At 39.6% G+C, this 21,751-nt stretch carries 27 protein-coding genes; 25 read left to right on the top strand and 2 right to left on the bottom strand.

The window, feature by feature from the left end:
* Window positions 1-130: 130 nt before the first annotated feature.
* Window positions 131-1,300: an acyl-CoA dehydrogenase family protein gene (locus ASG46_RS17420; protein WP_056705371.1), complete on the top strand. Its 1,170-nt coding sequence runs from the start codon at window positions 131-133 to the stop codon at window positions 1,298-1,300.
* A gap of 115 nt (window positions 1,301-1,415) precedes the next feature.
* Window positions 1,416-2,204, top strand: a complete 789-nt coding sequence (gene blaBPU, locus ASG46_RS17415) for a BPU family class D beta-lactamase (RefSeq protein ID WP_056705368.1) — start codon at window positions 1,416-1,418, stop codon at window positions 2,202-2,204.
* 43 nt (window positions 2,205-2,247) lie between these two features.
* On the opposite strand, the gene cyoE is transcribed toward blaBPU, so the two are convergent.
* Entirely contained in the window at window positions 2,248-3,153 is a 906-nt protein-coding gene (gene cyoE, locus ASG46_RS17410; protein ID WP_136944782.1) for a heme o synthase, read from the bottom strand.
* 129 nt (window positions 3,154-3,282) lie between these two features.
* Between cyoE and ASG46_RS17405 the strand changes: the two genes are divergently transcribed.
* The 19 genes from ASG46_RS17405 to ASG46_RS17315 all read left to right on the top strand — a co-directional run bounded on the left by ASG46_RS17405 (window position 3,283) and on the right by ASG46_RS17315 (window position 15,143).
* On the top strand, window positions 3,283-3,891 hold the full coding sequence (locus ASG46_RS17405) for a TetR/AcrR family transcriptional regulator (protein ID WP_056705362.1): 609 nt from the start codon (window positions 3,283-3,285) through the stop codon (window positions 3,889-3,891).
* Between the two features lie 56 nt (window positions 3,892-3,947).
* Window positions 3,948-4,604, top strand: coding sequence for a hypothetical protein (locus ASG46_RS17400; RefSeq protein ID WP_056705358.1), 657 nt, complete (start codon window positions 3,948-3,950; stop codon window positions 4,602-4,604).
* A gap of 54 nt (window positions 4,605-4,658) precedes the next feature.
* Window positions 4,659-5,417: an Imm26 family immunity protein gene (locus ASG46_RS17395; RefSeq protein ID WP_008342601.1), complete on the top strand. Its 759-nt coding sequence runs from the start codon at window positions 4,659-4,661 to the stop codon at window positions 5,415-5,417.
* 47 nt (window positions 5,418-5,464) lie between these two features.
* Window positions 5,465-5,707, top strand: a complete 243-nt coding sequence (locus tag ASG46_RS17390; protein ID WP_046526837.1) for a DNA-binding protein — start codon at window positions 5,465-5,467, stop codon at window positions 5,705-5,707.
* A gap of 71 nt (window positions 5,708-5,778) precedes the next feature.
* On the top strand, window positions 5,779-6,087 hold the full coding sequence (locus tag ASG46_RS17385) for a DUF2750 domain-containing protein (protein WP_235562252.1): 309 nt from the start codon (window positions 5,779-5,781) through the stop codon (window positions 6,085-6,087).
* A 93-nt stretch (window positions 6,088-6,180) separates the two neighbouring features.
* Window positions 6,181-6,810: a hypothetical protein gene (locus tag ASG46_RS17380; RefSeq protein WP_056705355.1), complete on the top strand. Its 630-nt coding sequence runs from the start codon at window positions 6,181-6,183 to the stop codon at window positions 6,808-6,810.
* A gap of 56 nt (window positions 6,811-6,866) precedes the next feature.
* Window positions 6,867-7,487, top strand: coding sequence for a hypothetical protein (locus tag ASG46_RS17375; protein ID WP_056705351.1), 621 nt, complete (start codon window positions 6,867-6,869; stop codon window positions 7,485-7,487).
* A 10-nt stretch (window positions 7,488-7,497) separates the two neighbouring features.
* The gene (locus ASG46_RS17370; RefSeq protein ID WP_056705338.1) at window positions 7,498-8,181 is read left to right on the top strand and encodes a DUF7003 family protein; all 684 of its coding nucleotides are present in this window, start codon (window positions 7,498-7,500) and stop codon (window positions 8,179-8,181) included.
* A gap of 39 nt (window positions 8,182-8,220) precedes the next feature.
* A complete protein-coding gene (locus tag ASG46_RS17365) occupies window positions 8,221-8,697 on the top strand; it encodes a hypothetical protein (protein WP_008342589.1) in 477 nt (158 codons plus the stop codon).
* Window positions 8,698-8,757: 60 nt separating this feature from the next.
* Complete coding sequence (locus ASG46_RS17360; RefSeq protein ID WP_056705336.1) at window positions 8,758-9,156, top strand: YxiG family protein; 399 nt, start codon at window positions 8,758-8,760, stop codon at window positions 9,154-9,156.
* A gap of 59 nt (window positions 9,157-9,215) precedes the next feature.
* The gene (locus ASG46_RS17355; RefSeq protein WP_056705333.1) at window positions 9,216-9,563 is read left to right on the top strand and encodes a YxiJ family protein; all 348 of its coding nucleotides are present in this window, start codon (window positions 9,216-9,218) and stop codon (window positions 9,561-9,563) included.
* A gap of 18 nt (window positions 9,564-9,581) precedes the next feature.
* On the top strand, window positions 9,582-9,959 hold the full coding sequence (locus ASG46_RS17350) for a hypothetical protein (RefSeq protein WP_035390911.1): 378 nt from the start codon (window positions 9,582-9,584) through the stop codon (window positions 9,957-9,959).
* Window positions 9,960-10,012: 53 nt separating this feature from the next.
* Window positions 10,013-10,882: an alpha/beta hydrolase gene (locus ASG46_RS17345; RefSeq protein ID WP_056705330.1), complete on the top strand. Its 870-nt coding sequence runs from the start codon at window positions 10,013-10,015 to the stop codon at window positions 10,880-10,882.
* Between the two features lie 94 nt (window positions 10,883-10,976).
* Window positions 10,977-11,315, top strand: a complete 339-nt coding sequence (locus ASG46_RS17340) for a winged helix-turn-helix transcriptional regulator (RefSeq protein ID WP_034646559.1) — start codon at window positions 10,977-10,979, stop codon at window positions 11,313-11,315.
* 190 nt (window positions 11,316-11,505) lie between these two features.
* A complete protein-coding gene (hxlA, locus tag ASG46_RS17335) occupies window positions 11,506-12,138 on the top strand; it encodes a 3-hexulose-6-phosphate synthase (protein ID WP_048003286.1) in 633 nt (210 codons plus the stop codon).
* On the top strand, window positions 12,135-12,692 hold the full coding sequence (hxlB, locus tag ASG46_RS17330) for a 6-phospho-3-hexuloisomerase (RefSeq protein ID WP_046527165.1): 558 nt from the start codon (window positions 12,135-12,137) through the stop codon (window positions 12,690-12,692). The genes hxlA and hxlB overlap by 4 nt, the downstream gene beginning before the upstream one ends.
* Window positions 12,693-12,840: 148 nt before the next feature.
* Complete coding sequence (locus tag ASG46_RS17325) at window positions 12,841-13,566, top strand: DsbA family oxidoreductase (protein WP_056705327.1); 726 nt, start codon at window positions 12,841-12,843, stop codon at window positions 13,564-13,566.
* A gap of 94 nt (window positions 13,567-13,660) precedes the next feature.
* Entirely contained in the window at window positions 13,661-14,116 is a 456-nt protein-coding gene (locus ASG46_RS17320; RefSeq protein ID WP_202394234.1) for a MarR family winged helix-turn-helix transcriptional regulator, read from the top strand.
* Window positions 14,117-14,126: 10 nt separating this feature from the next.
* Entirely contained in the window at window positions 14,127-15,143 is a 1,017-nt protein-coding gene (locus ASG46_RS17315) for a serine hydrolase domain-containing protein (RefSeq protein ID WP_200939631.1), read from the top strand.
* 5 nt (window positions 15,144-15,148) lie between these two features.
* On the opposite strand, the gene ASG46_RS17310 is transcribed toward ASG46_RS17315, so the two are convergent.
* Window positions 15,149-16,261 (bottom strand): GntR family transcriptional regulator, encoded by a 1,113-nt coding sequence (locus tag ASG46_RS17310; RefSeq protein WP_056705325.1) that lies wholly within the window; start codon window positions 16,259-16,261, stop codon window positions 15,149-15,151.
* Window positions 16,262-16,533: 272 nt separating this feature from the next.
* Between ASG46_RS17310 and ASG46_RS17305 the strand changes: the two genes are divergently transcribed.
* The 4 genes from ASG46_RS17305 to ASG46_RS17290 all read left to right on the top strand — a co-directional run bounded on the left by ASG46_RS17305 (window position 16,534) and on the right by ASG46_RS17290 (window position 21,721).
* A complete protein-coding gene (locus tag ASG46_RS17305; RefSeq protein WP_056705324.1) occupies window positions 16,534-18,159 on the top strand; it encodes a xylulokinase in 1,626 nt (541 codons plus the stop codon).
* Window positions 18,153-18,857 (top strand): L-ribulose-5-phosphate 4-epimerase, encoded by a 705-nt coding sequence (locus tag ASG46_RS17300; RefSeq protein ID WP_056705314.1) that lies wholly within the window; start codon window positions 18,153-18,155, stop codon window positions 18,855-18,857. The genes ASG46_RS17305 and ASG46_RS17300 overlap by 7 nt, the downstream gene beginning before the upstream one ends.
* Before the next feature lie 17 nt (window positions 18,858-18,874).
* The gene (araA, locus tag ASG46_RS17295) at window positions 18,875-20,296 is read left to right on the top strand and encodes an L-arabinose isomerase (RefSeq protein ID WP_056705309.1); all 1,422 of its coding nucleotides are present in this window, start codon (window positions 18,875-18,877) and stop codon (window positions 20,294-20,296) included.
* An 84-nt stretch (window positions 20,297-20,380) separates the two neighbouring features.
* Entirely contained in the window at window positions 20,381-21,721 is a 1,341-nt protein-coding gene (locus ASG46_RS17290; protein WP_007501378.1) for a sugar porter family MFS transporter, read from the top strand.
* The last annotated feature ends 30 nt before the right edge of the window (window positions 21,722-21,751 follow it).

The raw sequence follows: 21,751 nt of genomic DNA, 5'->3' as shown, positions 1-21,751 counted from the left end.
CCTTTGACATATGTACTTAATATTGATAAAATTTAACACATTAAATCCTATAAGTAAAGTGTGTTTTAATAATACCTATTGGATAAATCGGATATGATAGATTGCGAGAAACAGAGGAGTTGGATACGTTTTGTCTAAAGCATTATTTGTCGATACAGATTTTCAAAAAAATTGGCTAGATCAACTAGAATCCCTTCGTGAAACGATCGAACAATCTGCAAAAGAACACGATGAGGGTGCCTATTTTCCTAAACAAAATATCGAATCATTAGTAGAACTGGGCTATACAACGTTGTCTCTGCCTGTTGAGTACGGGGGCGGGGGTCAATCTGTAAAGGATATGGTCCTTTTTCAAGAAACACTAGGAAGTATGGATGGAGCAACTGCCTTATCGATCGGTTGGCACCAAGGAGTTGTTGGTGAAATTTATGAAAAGAAACTATGGAATGAGAAGCAGCTGCAATTTTTTGCTGAAGAAATCAAAAATGGGGCTCTTGTGAACCGGGCCGTCAGTGAGGCGCAGACAGGGAGTCCAACAAGAGGAGGCAAACCTGGAACAACTGCAACGAGATCAGGAGATCAATGGGTGATCAGTGGCAGGAAAACATTCACAACGATGTCACCAGCACTCACATACTTTCTCGTCGGTGTATGGATCGAAGAAAAAGAAGCGATGGGCTTCTTCTTAATTCACCGTGATACAAAAGGTGTTTCTATAGAAGAAACGTGGGATGTTGTTGGCATGAGAGGAACAGAGAGCCATGATTTAATTCTAGATCATGTGGAAGTTCCAGATGACATGTTGGTTGAAGTGCAAAAAGGACCTCGGGGCGGTACGTTAAACCCTTGGATCGCACACATTCCTTCCTGCTATTTAGGGATTGCACAAGCGGCAAGAGACTATGCTGTTCAGTATGCCATCACCCATTCACCGAACAGTATTAGCGGAACAATTAGCGAACTGCCAAATGTCCAAACACTGATTGGCGAAATTGATTTACTACTAAAGCAAGCACGCCATGTCATCTATTCAACGACAACATTGTATGAGCAGCCAGAGAAAAGAGAGCTGTTAATCAATGAATTCGGTGCTGTGAAGCATACAGTCGTCAATCATAGTCTGCAAGTGGTCGATAAAGCCATGCGTTTAGTCGGTGCAAAAAGCTTAAGCCTTAGCTGTCCGCTTCAACGTTACTATCGAGACATTCGTGCTGGCCTTCATAACCCGCCAATGGACGATATGACGATTTCGAAAATTGCAAAGCAAGCGATTGAAGAGAAAAAATTGAACGTACAATAAACAGAAAGCCGGATAAAACCGGCTTTTTTTATTGAAAAAGAGGACGAGCGGCTCTTATTTCTGATCAGTCAGCATGCTACAATCGATTGCAATCATGAGCAAAGAGGGTGATTGTTTGCAAAAAAAAAAGATGAAATGGCTGATTGCTGGCGCGATGCTTGCAGCACTTTGTATGAGCAAGCCTGCATCAAGTGAAGGAACATCTCCAAAATGGTCCGTCGATGAATTCATGAAAGATCGGGAAGGCACATTTGTGATTCAAGAAGTAAAAGAAAAATCACCATGGGTGTATAACAAAAAAAGAGCGAACAAGCGCTTTGCACCTCAATCAACGTTTAAAATAGCAAATGCCTTAATCGGACTTCAAACAGGTGCAGTTAAAGATGAATACGACATTAAATATTGGGACGGAGTAAAAAGAGAGATTGATAATTGGAATAAGGACCATACACTGGGCTCTGGCATGAGAGATTCAGTCGTCTGGTATTATCAAGCTATGGCACGTGACATCGGGGAAGAGCGCATGGCCCATTGGATAAAAGCCATTCATTATGGGAATCAAGACATATCTGGCGGAATCGATCAATTTTGGCTAAGCAGTACGTTGCGCATTTCTCCAGTAGAACAAGTCCATTTCCTAAAACAGTTATATGAAGAAAGTCTCCCATTTGACCTATCGGTTATGAGAACCGTCAAACGAATGATGATACAAGAAGAAGAGAAACACACCACGCTATACGGAAAAACAGGCTCCGGATCAGGCATAGGCTGGTACGCAGGCTTCATCAAACATGAAAACAAAACCTACATCTTCACCACAAATATAGAAGGCACCGGACTAGAAGCAAAAGAAATCACCTATCGTATTTTGAAAAAATATCATTTGGTAGAAGCATCCGTTTAGGATGCTTTTTTATGGTTATCTACAAAACTAAAGTTTGAATAAATCAAAAAATTTGACGAGTAAGAGTATAGATAATGACCGTCGAATAAAGAGTTGTCATATAAATTAGTGAATAGACAAACATAAATGATGCCCACTTCTCAGAATTCATTCGCTTGTAACCTAAAATACTTAAACAAATCCATATAAAACCTAGAAAAAAAGACACAAGCACAAGCCCTATGCTTAAAGAACGGAAAAGAAAACTGCTTAAGGTAATTGCTAAGATATAAAGATTCGTTTGCAAGTATGTTCTTTTCATTCCTTTTACAACAGGTAACATGGGAATGTTCGCAGCCTTGTATTCATTTTGCTTTCTAATAGCTATTGAATAAAAATGCGGCATCTGCCAAATAATTGTAATGAAAAACAACCCCTGAATAGCTGGGTGTGAGATGTCTGGTGAAATAGCCGTCCAACCAATGAGAGGCGGCATTGCCCCAGAAATGCTTCCAATTTCCGTGTTGTAAACGGTTTTTCTTTTACTCCACATTGTATAAGGGAAAATATAAAAAAGTAAACCAATCAATCCTATAATAGCTGCTAGATAGGTTGTAAATGCTAAAAAAATCAAACCTAAAATAGACATTAAGATACTAAGCCATAGAACTTTTTTAAGATTGACTTCTCCTGTTACAGTAGGTCTGTTTTTTGTTCTATTCATCACGGAATCTATGTCTCTGTCATACAAATTGTTTAATGCTCCAGCAGCACCAATTAATAAAATTGAACCGGCAAATGCAAATAGTATCTCAATAGATTTATGAAGGATGTCAATTTGATAAGTGTATAATGCCAAGGTTAAGCCAGCACACATTGGCATTAAATTTGATGTAATAATTCCTGATTTAACTGTTTGAGCTATTATGTCCCTTTTCGTTTTGTGAATTTTTTTCCCCACTTTTCGCATTGTTTTGCTCCTTTTCAATAGCTATTAATTGCTTATGCTGTTCACCAATATATATACCATGTAGAATTTATATACTAATTGGTATATTAATTCTATATGGTATGATTGTCAAGATAAGGAGGTAAAGGAATGATTAGACAAAGAAAAACGCAAAATGAAAGGAAAGAGGAAACACGGAAATTACTCATAAATTCTGCAGTTGAGAATTTCGCCAAGTATGGTTTTCATGGGGTCTCTATTGATAAATTGGCGGAATATGCAGGCTTTAGCAAAGGGGCCTTTTATGCGCATTTTCATTCAAAGGAAGAGATCTTTTTAGCTCTATTGGAACAACAAATGCAATTACATGTAGAAAAAATCAATTCTTTTTTAGCAGAACAGCCTTCTCTTTTACACTTTCCAGAAAAAATGAATCAACAGTCTATTCAAAATCTTGAAGAAAATAGGACGTGGAGCCTGCTAAATATGGAATTTCTTTTGTATTCAATGAGAAATGAGGAAGTAAGGTGTCAGTGGTCAAATATGATCCTACAATCAGTAAAACAAATCTCTCAATCCATTGAGAATTTAATAGAAAAAGAGAACCTTACATGCACTCTTTCACCTGAAGAAATGGCATGGACAATTCTCTCATTGGAAAATGGTATAGCAATATTTCACTATATTAGTCAAGACCATGTACCAATTGATTTATTAGAAAAATCTCTAAAAAGAATATTTTCTTTAAATAAAAATTAAGGTCCCTCAGTTTGAATGTAGCGGAGATAGTAATTCTAGAAAGGAGGATATAAGAAGTGTATTTGAAAAATATACAATTAATGTCAGATGACGACCGTGGGAACTTAGCCAGCCAATCCCTTTGTATGACTGAAATGTTTTTATACGAATTAGAAAAGAAATTTCAAACGAAAGATTGTGAGGCTATTGTTTTGATATGTGGGTCTTTTAAAGACTACAAATTAATTAGTACTTTAAAAGATGAACCAGACATCTTATTTTTAAAAAATACGTACGAGCTGGAAGTACCCTTCCGTTACAGTGAATTTGAAAATGCAACAAATAAGAAAAAGATCTTAGCAGATACTTTGGAAAAAGCGATACTCTATCTGTGTGAACTGAAAAATTGGGACAGTCAGCTAGTCAAAGCGACATTTAAGAAAATGAAAGAGAAGGAATATAAAGCGGAGATTAAAGGGAGAACAAAACTAAGTCCCGATAAAAAAAGAAAAGCTTACCCACTTATCGAATTAGATTTAAAACAGTTTACTCTTTATCTTGTAGTTGAAGACAATAAAAGAAATATCTTAGATAAAAAATTAATTGCAAAAACCGATACTTATTTAGAAGAAATTTCCTATCATATGAGAGAGCTTAAGTGGTTAACGGATCATGAAGTGGCACTTTTCAAACGTGCACATAAAACAGTTTATACAAGTATACGTTTATCGTGATAAAGCAAAATGAGAATAACATAAAGAACACAATATATAAAGGGGGTATTCTAAATGGGCTTTTGGGAAGAAGTACATAAGAAAAAGAACATCATAATTGGTGATGATGGATTAGATATTTTTGAAGAAGCGATTGAACAATTCTATGAAATGACTGAGGAACATTTGAAGAGAAAGCCAACGATTGATGAGATGCTTTTGACAATTATGATGGCTTTAAACAATGGAGGTAGTCACTATTTTGATGATTTAAACGACAAAGAAGTAACGGATATTAAAATAACAACTAAAAAAGTAAAAACTTTAAGTAAAGTAGAACCAGGAGCTATATTTGAACTCCCATTAAAAGAAGTTGGGAAATTGAGCTATGCTTTGATCATTTCGGGTGAGGGGAAAAATCAATATGATGATATTTTAATCCAATACTATGATTTGTTTGTTGATGAAAGAATAGAAAAAAATGAGTTAAAACAATTGATAAAAAAAGAGAAAGGACTATTCGTTGCAAATACAGGCCTGACAGGCTTTTTAAGTGGTTCATGGAAAGTCATCACAAAAATAAATCAAGATTTTATAAAAGAAGAGGATCTTCAAAATCTGAAATTCGTGGAATACCGAAATGGAAATTATTACGTAAGCGAGGGTAAAGAAGGTTCCGATACACCTGCTATGGACTTAGAGGTTGCTGATCCAAAAACGGCTAAGACTATATTTAACCCGATGGGTATACGTAGCGAATACACTATTAAAAACATTCTTACTTTATATTTTAAAGGTATGTCAATGGAGGATATTATTAAATATGAAATATAGGCAGTTTACAGCGTAAAATGAGTTTTGAGAAAGGAATGGTGTAATAAATGGCTGAACCAAAAATGCTAGACTGTTTAAATAAAATACGAAATGTCTTAAAGGGGACGATCACAAGAGAACAAGTGTCTGATTGGGCTGAAATTTACGTTTCTGCAGACGATCCAGAAATAGACGATGATCAAGTTTGGGATATGCTGATTCTTTTAAGTGGAATTGATTTGAAAGATTCACCTAATTCTTACTTACATCCTGTAGATGATTTGAATGACTGGTTAGAAGAATACAAATAGTTTCTATATATGAGCTTGCTAAATTCTTATGGTTAAGCCCATTTATAAATAAAAGGAGTGACGCAATATCCATGCATCCGAAAGAATTAGAAACCACCATGCAATTACCTGCGAAAAAGCGTTATGACTATTTCATCAAAAAGATTGTTGATTTTGAAGAGGTTTGGTCATTAAGAAACGAGAAGGGATGGGTGATGTCAGAGGATGAACATCGTGTACCGCAGCTTCATTTTTGGCCGACAGAGGAACATGCCGCTTATTGTGCGATCGACCAATGGGGAAAAACAGTGCCAGAAATGATTGATTTAGACGATTTCATAGAAGAGTGGCTGCCGGGAATGTTAGCAGATGGAATCAATCCGTCCATTTTCTATAATTGAAATAATTCGGTGTCAATTGAAATTCAAACATTAAAAGAAGATATAGAGGAAGAATTAAAAAACTACTAGTTCGACAAGAGTGGAGGTAGTTGTTTGAAACGGCTTGAAGATTTATTTATTCGTTCAGAAAAAGAATTCAAATTCTATCAGAATTTAGTAGACCATGTGTTTGAAACAAGTAAAGAGCTGCCACAACAAGTTTTTCGTAAGACATTTGATTGTTTTTTGTTTCAAGAGTTTGATTGGGCATTGAGTGATGATATTTTACCAACCATAAAAGAGTTATCAACTGTTACACAAGATAGAGAATTTTTGACTGCAGTCCTTCAACCAGATCCAACCGCATATTATTTGAAGGAATTTGGTTATTATCATTGGCTGAAAGCGAGTGTGAACATTTCAGGTGAGGATTATGTAAATGCACTATGGATGCACCCAAAAGGTTCCATAGCGGATAATATAATCACGCATTCGAATATAGTTGTCTGGTTAGCTCATTCTTTGCAGTGGGCGATTTGGGCAGATAGAGATATGGAAATTTGTATCATAGGAATGGTATCAACAAAAGATTCTGTGAAAAATAGGTTATTAAAAGAAGGGTGGAAACCAATGGATCACCCTGTTTTAGCAAATTGGTTTGAAGGATTATTGAAGGATCAAAAAACATTCAATGATTATTACACTCAAATGCTCTCTCATTATGCGTCATGTTACAAGCGGTGAAATGGATTATTAATGACTGATGATAGACTTACCCGAAGATATGAAAGGAGCATAAAGTGAAACATTTGTTTATATCCGATCCAAAAGAATTTGAACATGTTCTATCGTTTGTTCATTCGCTCATTCACAGTACGAAGACATTCCCTGATCAAGTGTTGAAAACGAAAACCCCTCATTATTTATTCGAAGAATTCCATTGGTTGTTATCAGATGATGGTTGGGAAATGTTAAAAGGTTTAGCTTTGAATCATCATGATGACTATATACTCATGGCTGTATTAGATGAGCAGAAGAGCATGGATGATTATTATCATGATTTTGGTTATTATCCTTGGGTGAAAGTACCGTTAAACCTTACTCCAAGTGATTACCTCGATCTCTTAACGGATTATCCGATAGAGAGTGTAAATGATAGCATAATGGATATTGCTTCACGTGTGATATGGGTTTCCCCTTCTGCGAAATGGATCATTTATGGCGACAGAGGTTATGAGATAGGAGTACTAGCGATTCTTCAATTAGAACAAATGAATAAACAATTGTTAAAAACGTGGAGAATTTTAGATGAGATTGTATTAGGCTGGATTTCAGTTGTATTTCCGAATCAAAAACTTCCTGATGATTTTAAAAAAGAACTGATTCGAAATTATACTAACTTTGAAGAAATGACTTCATAAGGAGGAAGAAATGAAACAAATAGACCATGTATTAAACACATTAGATAAGTCTTTTCTAAATAAAGAGTTTCCGCTATTAGATAACGAGAACTTTGATTTTGCCAAAGGGAAGCTTTCTCTATTTACTAGAGATGGAAATTGGCTGATCACGATTCAATTATTCGGTTTATCGAAGTTAGGACCGGCTATTGATTTTTTTGCGTTTGGTCATGAGTTGAATAATGGATCCATCAATTTTCTATTGGATGAGCTCTTTGTTTTCGTGGATCAGCATGATGAAATAATAGATGATGATGAGATAGAACCTGGATTCACCAAACAACCATTACGAATTAAATTGAATGGTGGCTATTTTAATGTTCAAATACCAGAGTCATGCCAATCTGATGTAACAGAGGAAAATGAATGGATTACTCTGTTAAGAGAAATGGCCAAACATCGAGATTTGCTGGATAGTTTATGGATGACAGATCAAGAACAATTTGACATCGTTCAGCATGTATATGATAAACCGCTCTATACAACTGAATCATGGTTTCATCCAGAAACGCATAGCCAACTCCCTAGTCAATCTCCTTTTTTTCAATCGGTTGCGAAGAGTTCGATCTATCAAGATCCAACATGCATTGTAAATATAAACACGAACACTGACTGGAGATTATGGTCAGATTTTGATACTGTGGAATATTTTTAGTTTCGTCTGATGTTTTAAATCGGTGAGGTGGAGCAAGTAATGAGAATCGTATTAGCAAAAGAGAAAAATCTATTCGAAGTAAATGAATTAATAAAGAAAATCAATTTAAACGTAGAAGAGTATCATTGGGTCATAAGTGATGTGACACTCCCAATGCTTCATGATCGGAATAATCAATCTCATTCAGAAGTCATGCCGGATTATACGGATTTTTTATTTCTGAAGGGTGAACATTTCAAAAAATTCTTACATGACTATTCTTATTCTTTTATTTTCGCTGTTTTGACCGCATTGCCTCGTCATGTAGATCATTTGAATATTCATTCAATACCTCAAATTGAAGATAATGAACGATATTGGAACGTGAATTATACACCCGTTATCCCTCAAGCCGTGTTTGAAATCGGATTTTTTGATTCGACAGATGTTATTTTTACAGGAGATCAGAAAATCTTAAGCGAATTTCGAAAAAAAGCGGACTTTATTTCATTTGAAGAATATTTACAAACTCCGTGACACGATAAGAATAGAGTTCATTCTGAAAAAATAGGGGAATACGTTAGGGGAGTGAATGAGATGTTTAGCAGTATAGAGAAATGGATCGATTATTTAGATGGTGTCTGTGATGTACTGGCATTCTCATTTGATTTTTTTCGTAAAGAACTAGTCATAAACATTAGTATAAGTGAAATAAATGATGCTCGGTATCATGAATTGCGATTTATGAATGTGGCAAGTCTTTATTATAATGGGGGTGAAGGTAATGATAGATTTGAAGAATTGATACAAGAAGAGATGAATTGGCAAATTTTTGAATGTAGTTACCATCCTAATGGGATAGGGAACCTTAAAAATGTACTTCTTGAAGAATTTGATTCAAATGCAAATTTTCTATTTAACATCAATGGGATGTTACTCGCAATAGAATCGAAAAACGTATGTTTCGATTCACAAGAATTTATTTGCAGTTTATAGGAAGATCTCATTAGCGTCTAAATAAGAATTAAAAACAATGAGAGATTGAGGAAAAAACCATGAGAATCAGCCGTGATAAACAAGGTTTATTCGATGATGTAAAACAACGTTATCAATACTTATTAGATTTATCTTATCCAGATGAAATCGTCTCTTTTGAAGAGGAAACTGGTATATGTTCAGATGATTTTTATATGTTTTTTTCACTTGTTGCAGGCAGCTTAAGTTATGTGGTCGATCATAAACGAATACCGAAAAAACAGTTAAACGTGCTGCGTCAGTCATTTGAAGAGCAATATCCCCAAATCAAATCGTATCAAGAGATCCTTGAATCATATCCTTTACTGCACTCCTATGTTCAATACCATGAAGAAACAAGAAAACAAATCATTGCACTTCTACAATAACCTCTTGGAGGACAAACGATGACATGGTTTTTAGATGAAAAAGTCCAGAAACAAATCCCTGATTTCAATATCAACCATCTAAAGCAAATCAATGAATTTCACTACTTTAAAGAGTATAATGAACATTACGACTTGATCAACTGTATTGTAATACACATCCCATATGATTCCCCGAATCTGCAAGCAGACATTCATCTGAAATTTACCAATGTCTCTTCTGTTCAAATCAAAGATTTGGAGTTAACAAACGATTCCTATCTTTTTTTGAACATTCAACTTTTGGATAGAGGCTGGGAATATTTGAATTACTTTGTCGAAGATTATGAAGAACAGTATTTTTCTTTTTACTGTCAAACGGTTCAAGTCATACAAGTCGTATCAAATGAATCGGGCTAGTCGCTCTACATATGTGCGAATCATACTTCCCCATCCCAACACAGAAAGGTGCAATGACATTGAATCGAATCATGAAATGGCTCTTATTTGCGGCGGTCATCGCTGGATTATTGGTATGCGCATTCTTTGTGTTCCGTTTCAACCAGCCTAAGCCGACGACGAACATCCATTATGCAGACACACAAAATAAACAGCAAACATTGGATATATATATGCCAAAGGGAAAAGATGAAGACAAAAAGAAGAAGCATCCAGTCATGATCTATCTCCATGGCGGCGGCTGGACAGGCGGCGATAAGAATAGAGTCGCTTCAAAGGCTGATTATTTTACGGGTCAAGGGTATGTGTTTGTTTCAATGAATTACAGGCTTCACCCTGATGCCAACTTCGAGCAGATGGCAGATGATACGGCGAATGCTATTAAGTGGGTCAAGGATCATGCAGATGAATATCAAATCGATTCGTCAAAAATCAATGTCATGGGTCACTCAGCGGGTGGTCATTTGACAGCATTGGTTGCTACAGATTCGACTTACTTAAAACGTGTGGGGCTGTCGCCAAAAACGATCAATTCTATCGTGATTTTAGATGGACCGTTAAACATCAATCAATTTATACAAGCCATTCCATCGTACAAAAAAGTGTTTGGCAAACAAGAGGAAAACTGGACAAAGGCATCACCGGTCACTTATATGAATCAAACGAATGTACCGCCTGTTTATTTGGTCACAGGCTGGGAAAATCCTGAGGTGTACCGATTTGCAGAAAAACTGAATCATGAGAAAGGCTCACGGTTTGTGTTTCGGGTTCATTCGCTGAGCCACAGTGATTTAAATAAATGGTTTGGATCTGACAGAGCGCCAAAAGAAGCGCAAGACATGACAAAGGTTGTGATGGCTTTTGTCAAAAAACAAAATCAATAACGAAGACCGTATGCTAGGCAATCGATTTTGCCGCAGTATATGATATAGGATAAACGGTTTGTATTAAAAGGAGTGTATATTGTTGTCATCAAGAATGGAAAATAAAGTGTTCAATTGCGAAAAAGAGCTGACGCTGAATATTATCGGCGGGAAGTGGAAAATGCTGATCTTATGGCACCTTGGCAGAGAAGGGACAAAACGGTTTGGTGAGTTAAAGTCGTTAATGCCTGGGATTACGCAAAGAATGCTTGTCAATCAGCTAAGAGAATTAGAGGAAGATCACATTGTGCACCGGGAGGTTTATCCTGTCGTTCCGCCAAAGGTTGAGTACTCTCTCACAGAACTCGGAGAAAGCTTAATGCCGATTTTAGAGGCGATGTATGATTGGGGCAAACAATATCTCGACAGCAATTTTTTAAAGGACGATAAATAGAAATACCTACAAATAGATACTGGTCGAAAGACAGTATCTTTTTTGTGCCCATATGCGAAAAAGTATAGTATGTAAAAAAAAAGTGCGTACTTGGATTGCTTCCATCCTGTTGTTATACTCATTTCATCGTTCAAGAAGCCCTATTCACGGAGCTCTTGAAGATGAGATGAAAAAACGGGAGTGAACGTTCATGAAATTACAATTAGCGTTAGATTTAGTGAATATACCAGAAGCGATCGAGCTGATCAAAGAAGTAGAAGCGTCTATTGATGTGGTGGAAATTGGGACACCTGTTGTGATCAACGAAGGGCTTCGTGCTGTAAAAGAAGTCAAACAGGCGTTTCCGAATTTACGTGTGCTGGCGGATCTGAAAATTATGGATGCTGCCGGTTATGAAGTGCAGCAGGCATCTGAAGCTGGAGCGGATATCGTCACGATTCTTGCGGCAGCTGAAGATATGTCTATCCAAGGAGCGGTGAAAGAAGCAAAAACAAGAGGGAAACAAATTTTAGTCGATATGATTGGGATCAAAGATATCGCCGGCCGAGCGAAAGAGCTGGATGAGCTTGGGGTAGATTATATTTGTGTGCACACAGGCTATGACCTGCAAGCGGTTGGTCAAAACTCATTTGCTGACCTCATGACCATTAAACAAGTGGTCAAACAGGCGAAAACAGCGATTGCAGGCGGTATTAAACTTGATACGTTACCTGAAGTCGTCAAATTAAATCCAGATTTGATTATTGTCGGCGGTGGCATTGCGGCTCAAGACAATAAAGCAGAAGTGGCTGCGCAAATGAAGCAGTTGATTGCACAATCATGAAAATAAGTGACTATGTGAGAGCGATTCTAAGCGAGCTTTCTGAACACTCGCCCGCTATTCAAGACGAACAAGGAGAGCAGCTTGTCAAAAGCATTTTAGCGGCTCGAAAGGTCTTCGTCGCAGGGGCTGGCAGGTCTGGTTTGATGGGAAAATCGTTTGCGATGAGACTCACGCATATTGGTCTCGAAGCTTATGTGATCGGTGAAACGAATACGCCTGCTTTTACATCTGAGGATTTATTGATTGTAGGGAGCGGTTCTGGCCGAACAGAGACGCTGCTTGTGCTCGCGAAAAAGGCAAGGGCGATTGGCGGAAGCGTGGCGTCGTTCACACTTTCAGCTGAGTCACCTATAACTGATCTATCGGATGAAGTCATCTTACTGTCAGGTGCGCCAAAGGATCAACATGAAGGAAACCATCATACGATTCAGCCGATGGGCTCATTATTTGAGCAAACTTTGCTTCTTATGTACGATGCGGTTATCTTGAGATTGATGGAAATGAAAGAGCTCGACACCCATAAAATGTACGGTCACCATGCGAATTTAGAATAGCCGTGATGAAAACCTTTCCTTTTTTGAAGGAAAGGTTTTTTTAATACATGGTACTTAAAAAGAAGGATCACTTGACATAAAGGATAAGATGTAACTATAATAGTTACATCTCGAAAGAAAAAACGTAAGCAACGGAAGGAAGATGAAGATGAAAGTGCAAATTTGGTCAGATATCGCCTGTCCTTTTTGTTATATAGGAAAAAATCAGTTGGAAACAGCGCTTGAGCAATTCCCTCATAAAGAACAGGTAGAAGTAGAGTTTAAAAGCTTTGAGCTTGATCCGCATGCACCTGTTGCAGTGAATTATGATGTGCATGATATGCTTGTCAAAAAATATGGCATGAGCCGCAGCCGGGCCATCGCGATGAATGAACAGGTGAAACAGGCGGGCAAGGAGAAAGGAATCGATTTTCAATTCGATCCACTCGTTTTGACAAACACCTTTGATGCCCACCAGCTCGCTCAATATGCTGGAAAAATGGGAAAAGGCGATCTCGTCATGGGAGAGATGTTTCAAGCGTATTTTACAGATGGAAAGCATGTTGGCGATCGTCAAACCCTTTTAGATATCGCAGAAAAAGCAGGCCTTGATCAGAACGAAGTACAGAAGGTTCTAGACGGGCAAGAATTTGCAGACGATGTGCGAGAAGACGAAAAAGAAGCAAGACAGCTAGGGATTTCTGCTGTGCCTTTTTTCTTGATCAATGACAAATATTCGGTTGCTGGTGCACAGCCAGCAGATACGTTCCTTCGTGCCCTTGAAACGGCTTGGACAGAAGAGGCAGTGCAAACGGAGAAAGCGGCTGATGCTTCATTTGAAGACGCATGTGCAGATGGCGTATGTGCAGTACCTTCACCTAAAGAAGAAGTATAATCGGCATTTTCCCTATCTTTGATAAAAGATAGGGATTTTTGTTGATTAATAATTAATATACCTTTATACTTAAGTTATCTTAATTATAAAGGTGATGACAGTGACATCCAAAACAACGATGATCCAAGAATTAAACCAAATCGAAGCGCGCATCCATCAAAAGCTCCGATTAGAGTTTGAAGAGTTATTTGTAGATGAGTTAACTGATAAGCAGCATATTGTCCTTGATTTCGTAGAGCGAAAAGGGGGAAGCTCACCTATTCAAATTGCTCAGCAACTAGGCATCACCCAAAGTGCTGTGAGCCAGTTATTAAACACACTTGAAAAAAAAGAATGGGTTCGCCGCAGCATCAACCCGCAAAATCGTCGGGAATTGCACGTTGAACTTTCTGAAAAGGCAAAGACGTACTTGGAGAATATGAGAAAGATAGAACTTGCGATCATTGAAAAATACTATTCAAAATTAAGCCTCGAAGAGATCAACACATTGACATCCATTTATACAAAGCTTGATCAATTGATTGTAGATCAAAATGAAGGGGAAGGATGATGATCCATTGATGATGCTCAAACAAGAAGTACAGCGAATTGCCTCTTCTTATACGGAGAAAAAGAAACAGGCACTGCTCGTGATCGGACTGATTCATCAAGGAGAAAGACACGTTTTTCATTTCGGAGATCACCCCATACAGCAGCGCGTGCAGCCTGAGGAGGTCATTTTTGAAATCGGCTCTATTTCAAAAGTCTTTACGACAAGTATATTGGCAAGCATGATTCAAAAAGGGCAGATGAAGCTAGACGATTCCATTTCACTGTATTGTCCCGAAATAAGAAAGAATCACCCCATCCAATTGGAACAGCTGGCAACCCATACGTCTGGACTTCCTTCACATCGTTTTCTCAGAGATTTACAACTAAGGTTCCTTCCAAAAGTGAGAAGAGATATGTACTGTCAATATTCCCTTGATGAATTAATGAAACTGTTACACTCGAAAAAATGGAATGAGCGAAAAGAATACCCATCTCGTTACTCCAATGTAGGGATGGGACTCCTCGGGTTGATCATGGGATGGTCTCTTCACAAAACATATGAAGAGCTGCTGACTGAATATATCGTGGATGAGCTGAAACTATCGAACACCTTGATTACGATCAAGGAGGATGTCCAAGAGAAGATGATCCTCGGTCATCAAGAGAATGGAAAAGAGGTTCCTCCGCTTCAGATGCATGACTATCAAGGGGCTGGTGCGATTCGTTCGACGATCACTGATTTGCTTTCATTTCTCTCTGCACATATGAATGCAGACGTCGCTTCTCCATGGAAAATGACCCACGAGCCAAAGGTGAAGATAGGGAAAAACATGTCAATGGGACTCGGGTGGGTCATAGATGATACGGGATTGATTTGCCATAATGGTGCAACTTCTGGTTTCTCCAGCTTCATGGGCTTCCGCCCGCATTCAAAAACGGGAGTGGTCGTCTTGTCTAACTATCGCAATCGTATCACGCAAGATTCTCCTGACCGAATTGCCTATGACGTGATGAATATGCTTGAACAAGAGCCTAAAGCCAAATGAGCCTCCTATGAAGAGGGCTCATTTTTTCTTGCGTTCAGCGCTTTAATCGTTTCACCAGGAACGAGTTCAGGCTCATAAAATGTTTGATCAGGGAGATTCTTTTTCCCTTGTACTTTTTTAATCATCCAGTCTGCCGCATCTCGTCCCATTTGCTCTTGAGGGTGTGTCAGCGTTGTCAGTTTCACATGGGCATTTTTTTGGGCAATATACGAGTTATCCTGTCCAATAATGGAAAGATCATCTGGAATAGATAAACCCATTTCACTACATACATTTGCTACTTCTAATCCTACCTCATCGTTATAGCAAACAAGGGCTGTCAGCTCATGCTGGTGCGCTTGTAAAAAGGTTTTGATATGATCCCCTAAATACTGCTTCGATTCTGTATCGAAAAAAAGAACATGCTCTGGTAGGAAATTGAGCTTCGCTTCACCGAGTGCCTGAATATAGCCTTTCATTCGATATTTTCCTTGTAAATCATCTGTTTTTGAAATCAGTCCAATGTGCTGATGCCCAGAGGTGATCAGCTCCTTTGTCGCTAAATAGCTGGACTTTACATCATCCAAACAAAGGAAGGGGACCTCTAACTGCTCATAGTAGGCATTGATCATAATAAGCGGTACATCCTGTTCTTTAAAGGATAGGTAGTACGAAATGTTTGGATTATATAAGTTGCTTTTTGTCGGTTCGACAATTAATCCGTCCACACCAAAGGACAGCATCATTTCAAGAGCTTTTTTCTCCTGCTCCACATCGTTATTCGTACTCGCCAGTAACAAAGAATAGTTCTCTTCATTTAATCGGCTTTCGATGCCCCGAATGATCGACGGGAAAATGTAATCGGATATGTATGTGGTGATGACGCCAATCGTTTTCATATGAGCATGTCCAGCAGGTTTTGTTTGATATTGATTGGTGACAAATGTGCCTGAGCCTTTTTCACTTCTTAAAAAACCTTCACTCGATAATTCCAAGATGGCTTTTCGCACCGTATGTCTGCTTACTTGATACATCTCTTGTAAGCTTGATTCGGTTGGAATACGCTCCCCGATCCGGTAATCTCCTGTCAGTATTTTGCTTTTTATATCATCTATAATGATCTGGTACTTCTTTTTCATCGTTTCACTTCTTTCACAGTTGATCCTCTACTCGGGTTGAGAAGAACTTGTATGGACATATTCTAACATGGTTGCTTAATCAAAAACAGGCGCTTACAGTGTCTATCGTCTGTTCCTTAGAGAATATGAAAGTTTTTGTCTAATTATGTATGCACAACTATATTTATTATTGACATATGTACGGACAAATATTATATTGTTTTTGTGCACATGTAAAGATGAATCAAACGAAAAAGATATTTGAAACCGCTATCATCATGGGGGTGAACAAAATGAATCGTGAAGAGACGGCCAAAGCCATTGTAGAAGGCAGGACATCTTTGGGCATTGAATTTGGTTCCACACGAATTAAAGCGATTTTAATAGATGAAGAGTTTCAGCCAATTGCGCAAGGTGCATTTGAATGGGAAAGTTCTCTTCAAGAAGGAATATGGACGTACAATTTAATTGAAATCATTACAGGTCTTCAAGTGGCGTACCGTCAGATGAAAGAACAGGCTGCACAATTGTATGGGGTGACGATTCAAACCATTGGCTCCATCGGGATATCTGCGATGATGCATGGCTATGTCGCCTGTCATCATACAGGAGAAGTCCTCGTCCCATTTCGAACGTGGCGGAATGGAACAACGACCGAGGCGAGTCAAAAGCTAACGGATGTATTCCAATTTCATATTCCAGAAAGATGGAGTATCGCTCACTTATATCAAGCGATATTAGGAGAGGAAAAACATCTGTCCCGGTTAGAGTATGTGACCACTTTGTCAGGCTACATTCACTGGCTGTTAACAGGGAAGCAGGCCATCGGAATTGGCGATGCGTCGGGAATGTTCCCCATTGATGAAAAAACGAAGGATTACAACGAAGTGATGCTTCATCAATTTGAAGCATTGATTGCAGAAAAAGGCTATCCGTGGAAGCTTCGTCATCTTTTGCCGCGCGTCTATTTAGCAGGCGAAGAAGCTGGTGTGTTAACAGCAGCTGGAGCAGCGATTTTAGACCAAGGCAAACAGTTGCAGCCAGGTATCCCTTTTTGCCCGCCAGAGGGTGATGCAGGAACAGGGATGGTCGCAACAAACAGTGTGGAAAAGAGAACTGGGAATATTTCAGTTGGGACATCTGTATTTGCCATGATTGTGTTAGAGCAACATCTAAAAGGTGTGTACCCAGAAGTGGACCTTGTCACGACACCAGATGGCCTGCCAGTCGCGATGGTTCATGCCAACAATTGTACAAGTGACCTCAACGCTTGGATGAATCTATTCAGAGAAGCGTTTGAAGCAATGGGTCAGCCAGTTGAAACAGAAAGATTGTACGAAACCCTATTAAATCAAGCTTTAGAAGCAGATCATGATGGGGGCGGGCTTTTAAGCTATGGCTATTATTCTGGTGAAAATATTACGAGACTAAAAGAAGGAAGACCCCTTTTTGTTAGATCTCCTCAAAGCCGGTTTACCCTTGCTAATTTCATTCGGACGCATCTTTTCTCTGCATTTGGCGCAATGAAAATCGGGATGGATCGGTTAAAAGCACATGAACAAGTCAAGATTGATCGCTTACTAGGACATGGCGGTTTATTTAAAACACCGATAGTTGGGCAAAAAATGGTCGCTGCTGCACTCGGGACACCTGTATCCGTCGTATCAACGGCGGGAGAAGGCGGTGCGTTTGGGATGGCGGTCCTTGCTTCATATATGATCAATCACCAGCAGCAAACACTGAGCCATTTTCTCAAGCATCAAGTATTTGCCCATACATTAGAAGAGCTTATTGATCCTGATCCACTGGATGTTAAAGGTTTTGAGGCATTTATAAAGCGCTATCAAGAAGGACTCCCGATAGAAAAAGCGGCAGTAGAACATTTGACGCCACAGAAAGGAGCGGCACCTGTATGTTAGAGCGGTTAAAAGAAGAAGTGTTTCAAGCGAATCTAGATCTACCAAAGTACGGACTTGTGAAATTTACATGGGGCAATGTCAGTGCGTGCGATCGTGACAGTGGACTGTTTGTCATTAAGCCAAGCGGCATAGCGTATGACAAATTATCAGCAAAAGACATGGTCGTGGTCGATTTTGACGGTCAAGTGGTCGAGGGAGAATTTAATCCTTCTTCCGATACTGCCACACATGCTGTTCTTTACAAACACTTTGAGGAAATTGGCGGCATTTCACATAGCCATTCAATGTGGCCAACGGTATGGGCGCAAGCTGGACTTGATTTACCAGCAATGGGCACAACACATGCAGATACATTTTACGGACCTGTTCCGTGCGCTCGATTTCTCACAGAAGAAGAGGTGAATCGCGGGTATGAGGTGGAAACAGGACACTTGATCATTGAAACGTTTGAGAAAAGACAGATAGATGTCATGGCGGTTCCTGGTATTTTGCTACAAGGTCATGGTCCCTTTACGTGGGGAAAAGATGCAAAAAGTGCGGTAACGAACAGTGTCATTTTAGATGAAGTAGCGAAAATGAACCTGTTTGCAAAGCAATTGAACGAATATGCGGAGCCTCTTCCGCAGGTGATTTTAGATAAACATTATTTAAGAAAACATGGAACACATGCGTATTACGGACAAAAACCTTCAAGATAAAGAAAAGAGGGATTTCTATGTTAACAAGTCAGAAGAAAGAATGTTGGTTTGTCGTCGGTTCACAGCACTTATATGGGGGTGAAGCACTGAAGCAAGTGAAGGCAGATGCGCAAAAGATAACAGATGCCTTAAATGAGAGCGGTTTGCTGCCTTATCCAATTATTCTGCAGGAACTGGCGGTTAGTGCGGATCAAATCACACAGCTGATGAAAGAGGTCAACTATCGTGATGAGGTCATCGGTGTGATGACTTGGATGCATACGTTCTCTCCAGCAAAAATGTGGATACGTGGTACGTCTCTTTTGCAAAAGCCTCTTTTGCATCTCGTCACGCAATACTATGAAAACATTCCGTGGGACACGATTGATATGGACTATATGAATCTCCATCAATCGGCACATGGAGACAGAGAGTACGGCTATATCAATGCACGTTTAAATAAGCAAAACCAAATCGTTGCAGGTCATTGGTCGAAGCAGGAGGTGAAGCAGCAAATCGCTGATTGGATGGACGTTGCGGCTGCCTATCATGAGAGCTTCCACATCAAAGTGGCTCGGTTTGGTGACAATATGCGCCACGTTGCGGTGACAGAAGGAGATAAAATTGAAGCGCAGATCCAGCTGGGCTGGACCGTTGATTACTTTGGAATAGGCGACCTTGTGAACTATGTAAATGCCGTGGAAGAAGCAGAAGTTGATGCTCTGTTTGCTGAGTACTTAACGTTATATGACGTGGATTATGGGAGTTATTCGGCGGAAGAATGGGAACAAAGTGTAAAAGTGCAAGCACGATATGAAATTGCCATCAAACGTTTCTTAGATGAAGGCGGCTACAATGCCTTTACGACAAACTTTGAAGATTTACATGGCATGAAGCAGCTTCCGGGTCTAGCTGTTCAGCGCCTCATGGCAAAGGGATATGGCTTTGCAGGTGAAGGGGATTGGAAAACCGCCGCACTGGATCGTTTATTAAAGGTGATGAGCCATCATCAATCCACAGGTTTTATGGAAGATTACACATATGAAATGACCTCTGGTCAGGAAGCGGTGCTGCAATCTCATATGCTAGAAGTAGATCCAGCGCTTGCACATACAAAACCTGTCATTGTCGTGTCTCCGCTAGGCATTGGAAACCGGGAAGACCCAGCACGTCTTGTGTTTGATGGAAAAGCAGGCGAGGGCGTTGTTGTCTCCATTGCTGATTTTGGAACACATTTCAAATGGCTGATTCAAGAAGTGGAAGCCTTTGAGCCGCAGGAAGCAGCACCTCATTTACCGGTGGCACGAGTCCTCTGGAAAATCAAACCGAACTTTCAAGATGGCATCAAAGCATGGATTAAGCACGGCGGAGGTCATCATACAGTCGTATCTCTCAATTTAACGGTTGATCAAATTGTTCATTTTGCAAAGCTTGTGAATGCAGAATATGTGGTTTTATAAAGAAGGGTGAAATGCATTCTACTGTGAACGGTAGAATGGCAGGGAGAAATGAAAGCGGTTTATTAAGTGAGGGGGGTCATCCACTTGGAGAAAAAAGTATCAAGTAAATTTATCTTCTTTTTCGGGTCCTTTGCAGGTATCTTATTTGGATATGATATTGGTATTATCGCAGGGGCAGAAGGGCACATTCAGGAAGAATTTCAGCTCAGCCCGTTATGGCTTGGCATCGTCGTTTCTTCATTAATGGGCGGGGCGATCATTGGTTCCATTTTAAGCGGTCTGATGGGGGATAAGTTTGGCCGCAGAAAGCTCATTTTGGTGTCATCGATTATCTTTTTTGTCGGTGCGCTTGGCTCAGCCATTGCACCAGAAGAAATCTCATTAACCATTGCCCGGATTTTCTTAGGAACAGCTGTAGGGACAGCCTCATCGCTCGTGCCTGCTTACATGTCTGAAATCGCTCCGGCCAAAATTCGCGGGAAATTGTCCGGCCTGAATCAGCTGATGATTGTGAGTGGATTATTGCTTAGCTATATCGTCGCATTTGTGTTTGAACCAATTCCAGACAGCTGGCGCTGGATGCTGGGAAGTGCTGCTTTATTTGCGATCGTGCTTTATATTGGCATGCTGAAACTTCCTGAATCTCCAAGATATTTAATTAAACACGGAATGGCTCATAAGGCACGTGAAGTATTAGGATCACTTCGTTCCTCACGTGAAGAGATTGAAGCAGAAATGCAAGAAATTTTAGAAGTGGCAAAAGAAGAACGCTCAGGAATTCGTGAATTATTTCAAAAGAAATTCCGAATGGCTCTCTTTATTGGGGTCGGAATGGCGACACTCCAGCAAATACAGGGGGCGAACTCCATTGTGTATTATGCAACGAGTATCGCAAGAAATGTAGGTCTTGCTCCGCAAGTTGCCGCAGGTTTTACCGTCATTGTTGGTGTCATATTTGTTGTGACGACCGTGATCTTTTTACAATTCGTCGACCGGTTCGACCGCCGAACGATTCTCACAGTTGGGGGAACGGGGATGGCCCTGTCTTTCTTTGCACCAGCGGCATTAGGTGCGCTCGGAGTGAGTGAAGGCATATTAAACTGGGTCACATTGATTTCACTTTGCTGCTTTATTTTGTGCTATGCCTTCTCATGGGCACCGATCACATGGATTATCATTGGTGAAATTTTCCCACTTTCTGTCAGGGGTATTGGAGCGGGCATTTCCTCTGCCTTTAACTGGACGGGATCATTAGCAGTTGGCCTTGTATTCCCTATCTTGGCTGACCAATTCAGCTTTGGCGTCATTTTCTCCTCATTTGGGGTCATCTGCTTAATTGGCCTGTTGTTCACGCGCTTTGTATTAGTCGAAACAAAAGGAAGAAGCTTAGAACAAATCGAAACCGATATGGCTGCACGTGTCTAAAGGAAACCATCTATCCACACAGGATAGATG

It is taken from the genome of Bacillus sp. Leaf49, from assembly GCF_001426125.1.
In the GTDB taxonomy this organism is placed as follows: Bacteria; Bacillota; Bacilli; order Bacillales; family Bacillaceae; genus Bacillus; species Bacillus altitudinis.
Note: the sequence above shows the minus strand (reverse complement) of the source record. Positions and strands in the feature narration are given on the sequence as shown.

Bases quoted from the DNA above. Each gene is read 5' to 3' on its own strand.
- cyoE (WP_136944782.1), bottom strand. From the start codon at position 3,153: ATGCGAAAAGTGGGGAAAAAAATTCACAAAACGAAAAGGGACATAATA.
- ASG46_RS17405 (WP_056705362.1), top strand. From the start codon at position 3,283: ATGATTAGACAAAGAAAAACGCAAAATGAAAGGAAAGAGGAAACACGG.
- ASG46_RS17395 (WP_008342601.1), top strand. From the start codon at position 4,659: ATGGGCTTTTGGGAAGAAGTACATAAGAAAAAGAACATCATAATTGGT.
- ASG46_RS17390 (WP_046526837.1), top strand. From the start codon at position 5,465: ATGGCTGAACCAAAAATGCTAGACTGTTTAAATAAAATACGAAATGTC.
- ASG46_RS17385 (WP_235562252.1), top strand. From the start codon at position 5,779: ATGCATCCGAAAGAATTAGAAACCACCATGCAATTACCTGCGAAAAAG.
- ASG46_RS17370 (WP_056705338.1), top strand. From the start codon at position 7,498: ATGAAACAAATAGACCATGTATTAAACACATTAGATAAGTCTTTTCTA.
- ASG46_RS17365 (WP_008342589.1), top strand. From the start codon at position 8,221: ATGAGAATCGTATTAGCAAAAGAGAAAAATCTATTCGAAGTAAATGAA.
- ASG46_RS17360 (WP_056705336.1), top strand. From the start codon at position 8,758: ATGTTTAGCAGTATAGAGAAATGGATCGATTATTTAGATGGTGTCTGT.
- ASG46_RS17355 (WP_056705333.1), top strand. From the start codon at position 9,216: ATGAGAATCAGCCGTGATAAACAAGGTTTATTCGATGATGTAAAACAA.
- ASG46_RS17350 (WP_035390911.1), top strand. From the start codon at position 9,582: ATGACATGGTTTTTAGATGAAAAAGTCCAGAAACAAATCCCTGATTTC.
- ASG46_RS17345 (WP_056705330.1), top strand. From the start codon at position 10,013: ATGACATTGAATCGAATCATGAAATGGCTCTTATTTGCGGCGGTCATC.
- ASG46_RS17340 (WP_034646559.1), top strand. From the start codon at position 10,977: ATGGAAAATAAAGTGTTCAATTGCGAAAAAGAGCTGACGCTGAATATT.
- hxlA (WP_048003286.1), top strand. From the start codon at position 11,506: ATGAAATTACAATTAGCGTTAGATTTAGTGAATATACCAGAAGCGATC.
- hxlB (WP_046527165.1), top strand. From the start codon at position 12,135: ATGAAAATAAGTGACTATGTGAGAGCGATTCTAAGCGAGCTTTCTGAA.
- ASG46_RS17325 (WP_056705327.1), top strand. From the start codon at position 12,841: ATGAAAGTGCAAATTTGGTCAGATATCGCCTGTCCTTTTTGTTATATA.
- ASG46_RS17320 (WP_202394234.1), top strand. From the start codon at position 13,661: ATGACAGTGACATCCAAAACAACGATGATCCAAGAATTAAACCAAATC.
- ASG46_RS17315 (WP_200939631.1), top strand. From the start codon at position 14,127: ATGATGCTCAAACAAGAAGTACAGCGAATTGCCTCTTCTTATACGGAG.
- ASG46_RS17310 (WP_056705325.1), bottom strand. From the start codon at position 16,261: ATGAAAAAGAAGTACCAGATCATTATAGATGATATAAAAAGCAAAATA.
- ASG46_RS17305 (WP_056705324.1), top strand. From the start codon at position 16,534: ATGAATCGTGAAGAGACGGCCAAAGCCATTGTAGAAGGCAGGACATCT.
- ASG46_RS17300 (WP_056705314.1), top strand. From the start codon at position 18,153: ATGTTAGAGCGGTTAAAAGAAGAAGTGTTTCAAGCGAATCTAGATCTA.
- araA (WP_056705309.1), top strand. From the start codon at position 18,875: ATGTTAACAAGTCAGAAGAAAGAATGTTGGTTTGTCGTCGGTTCACAG.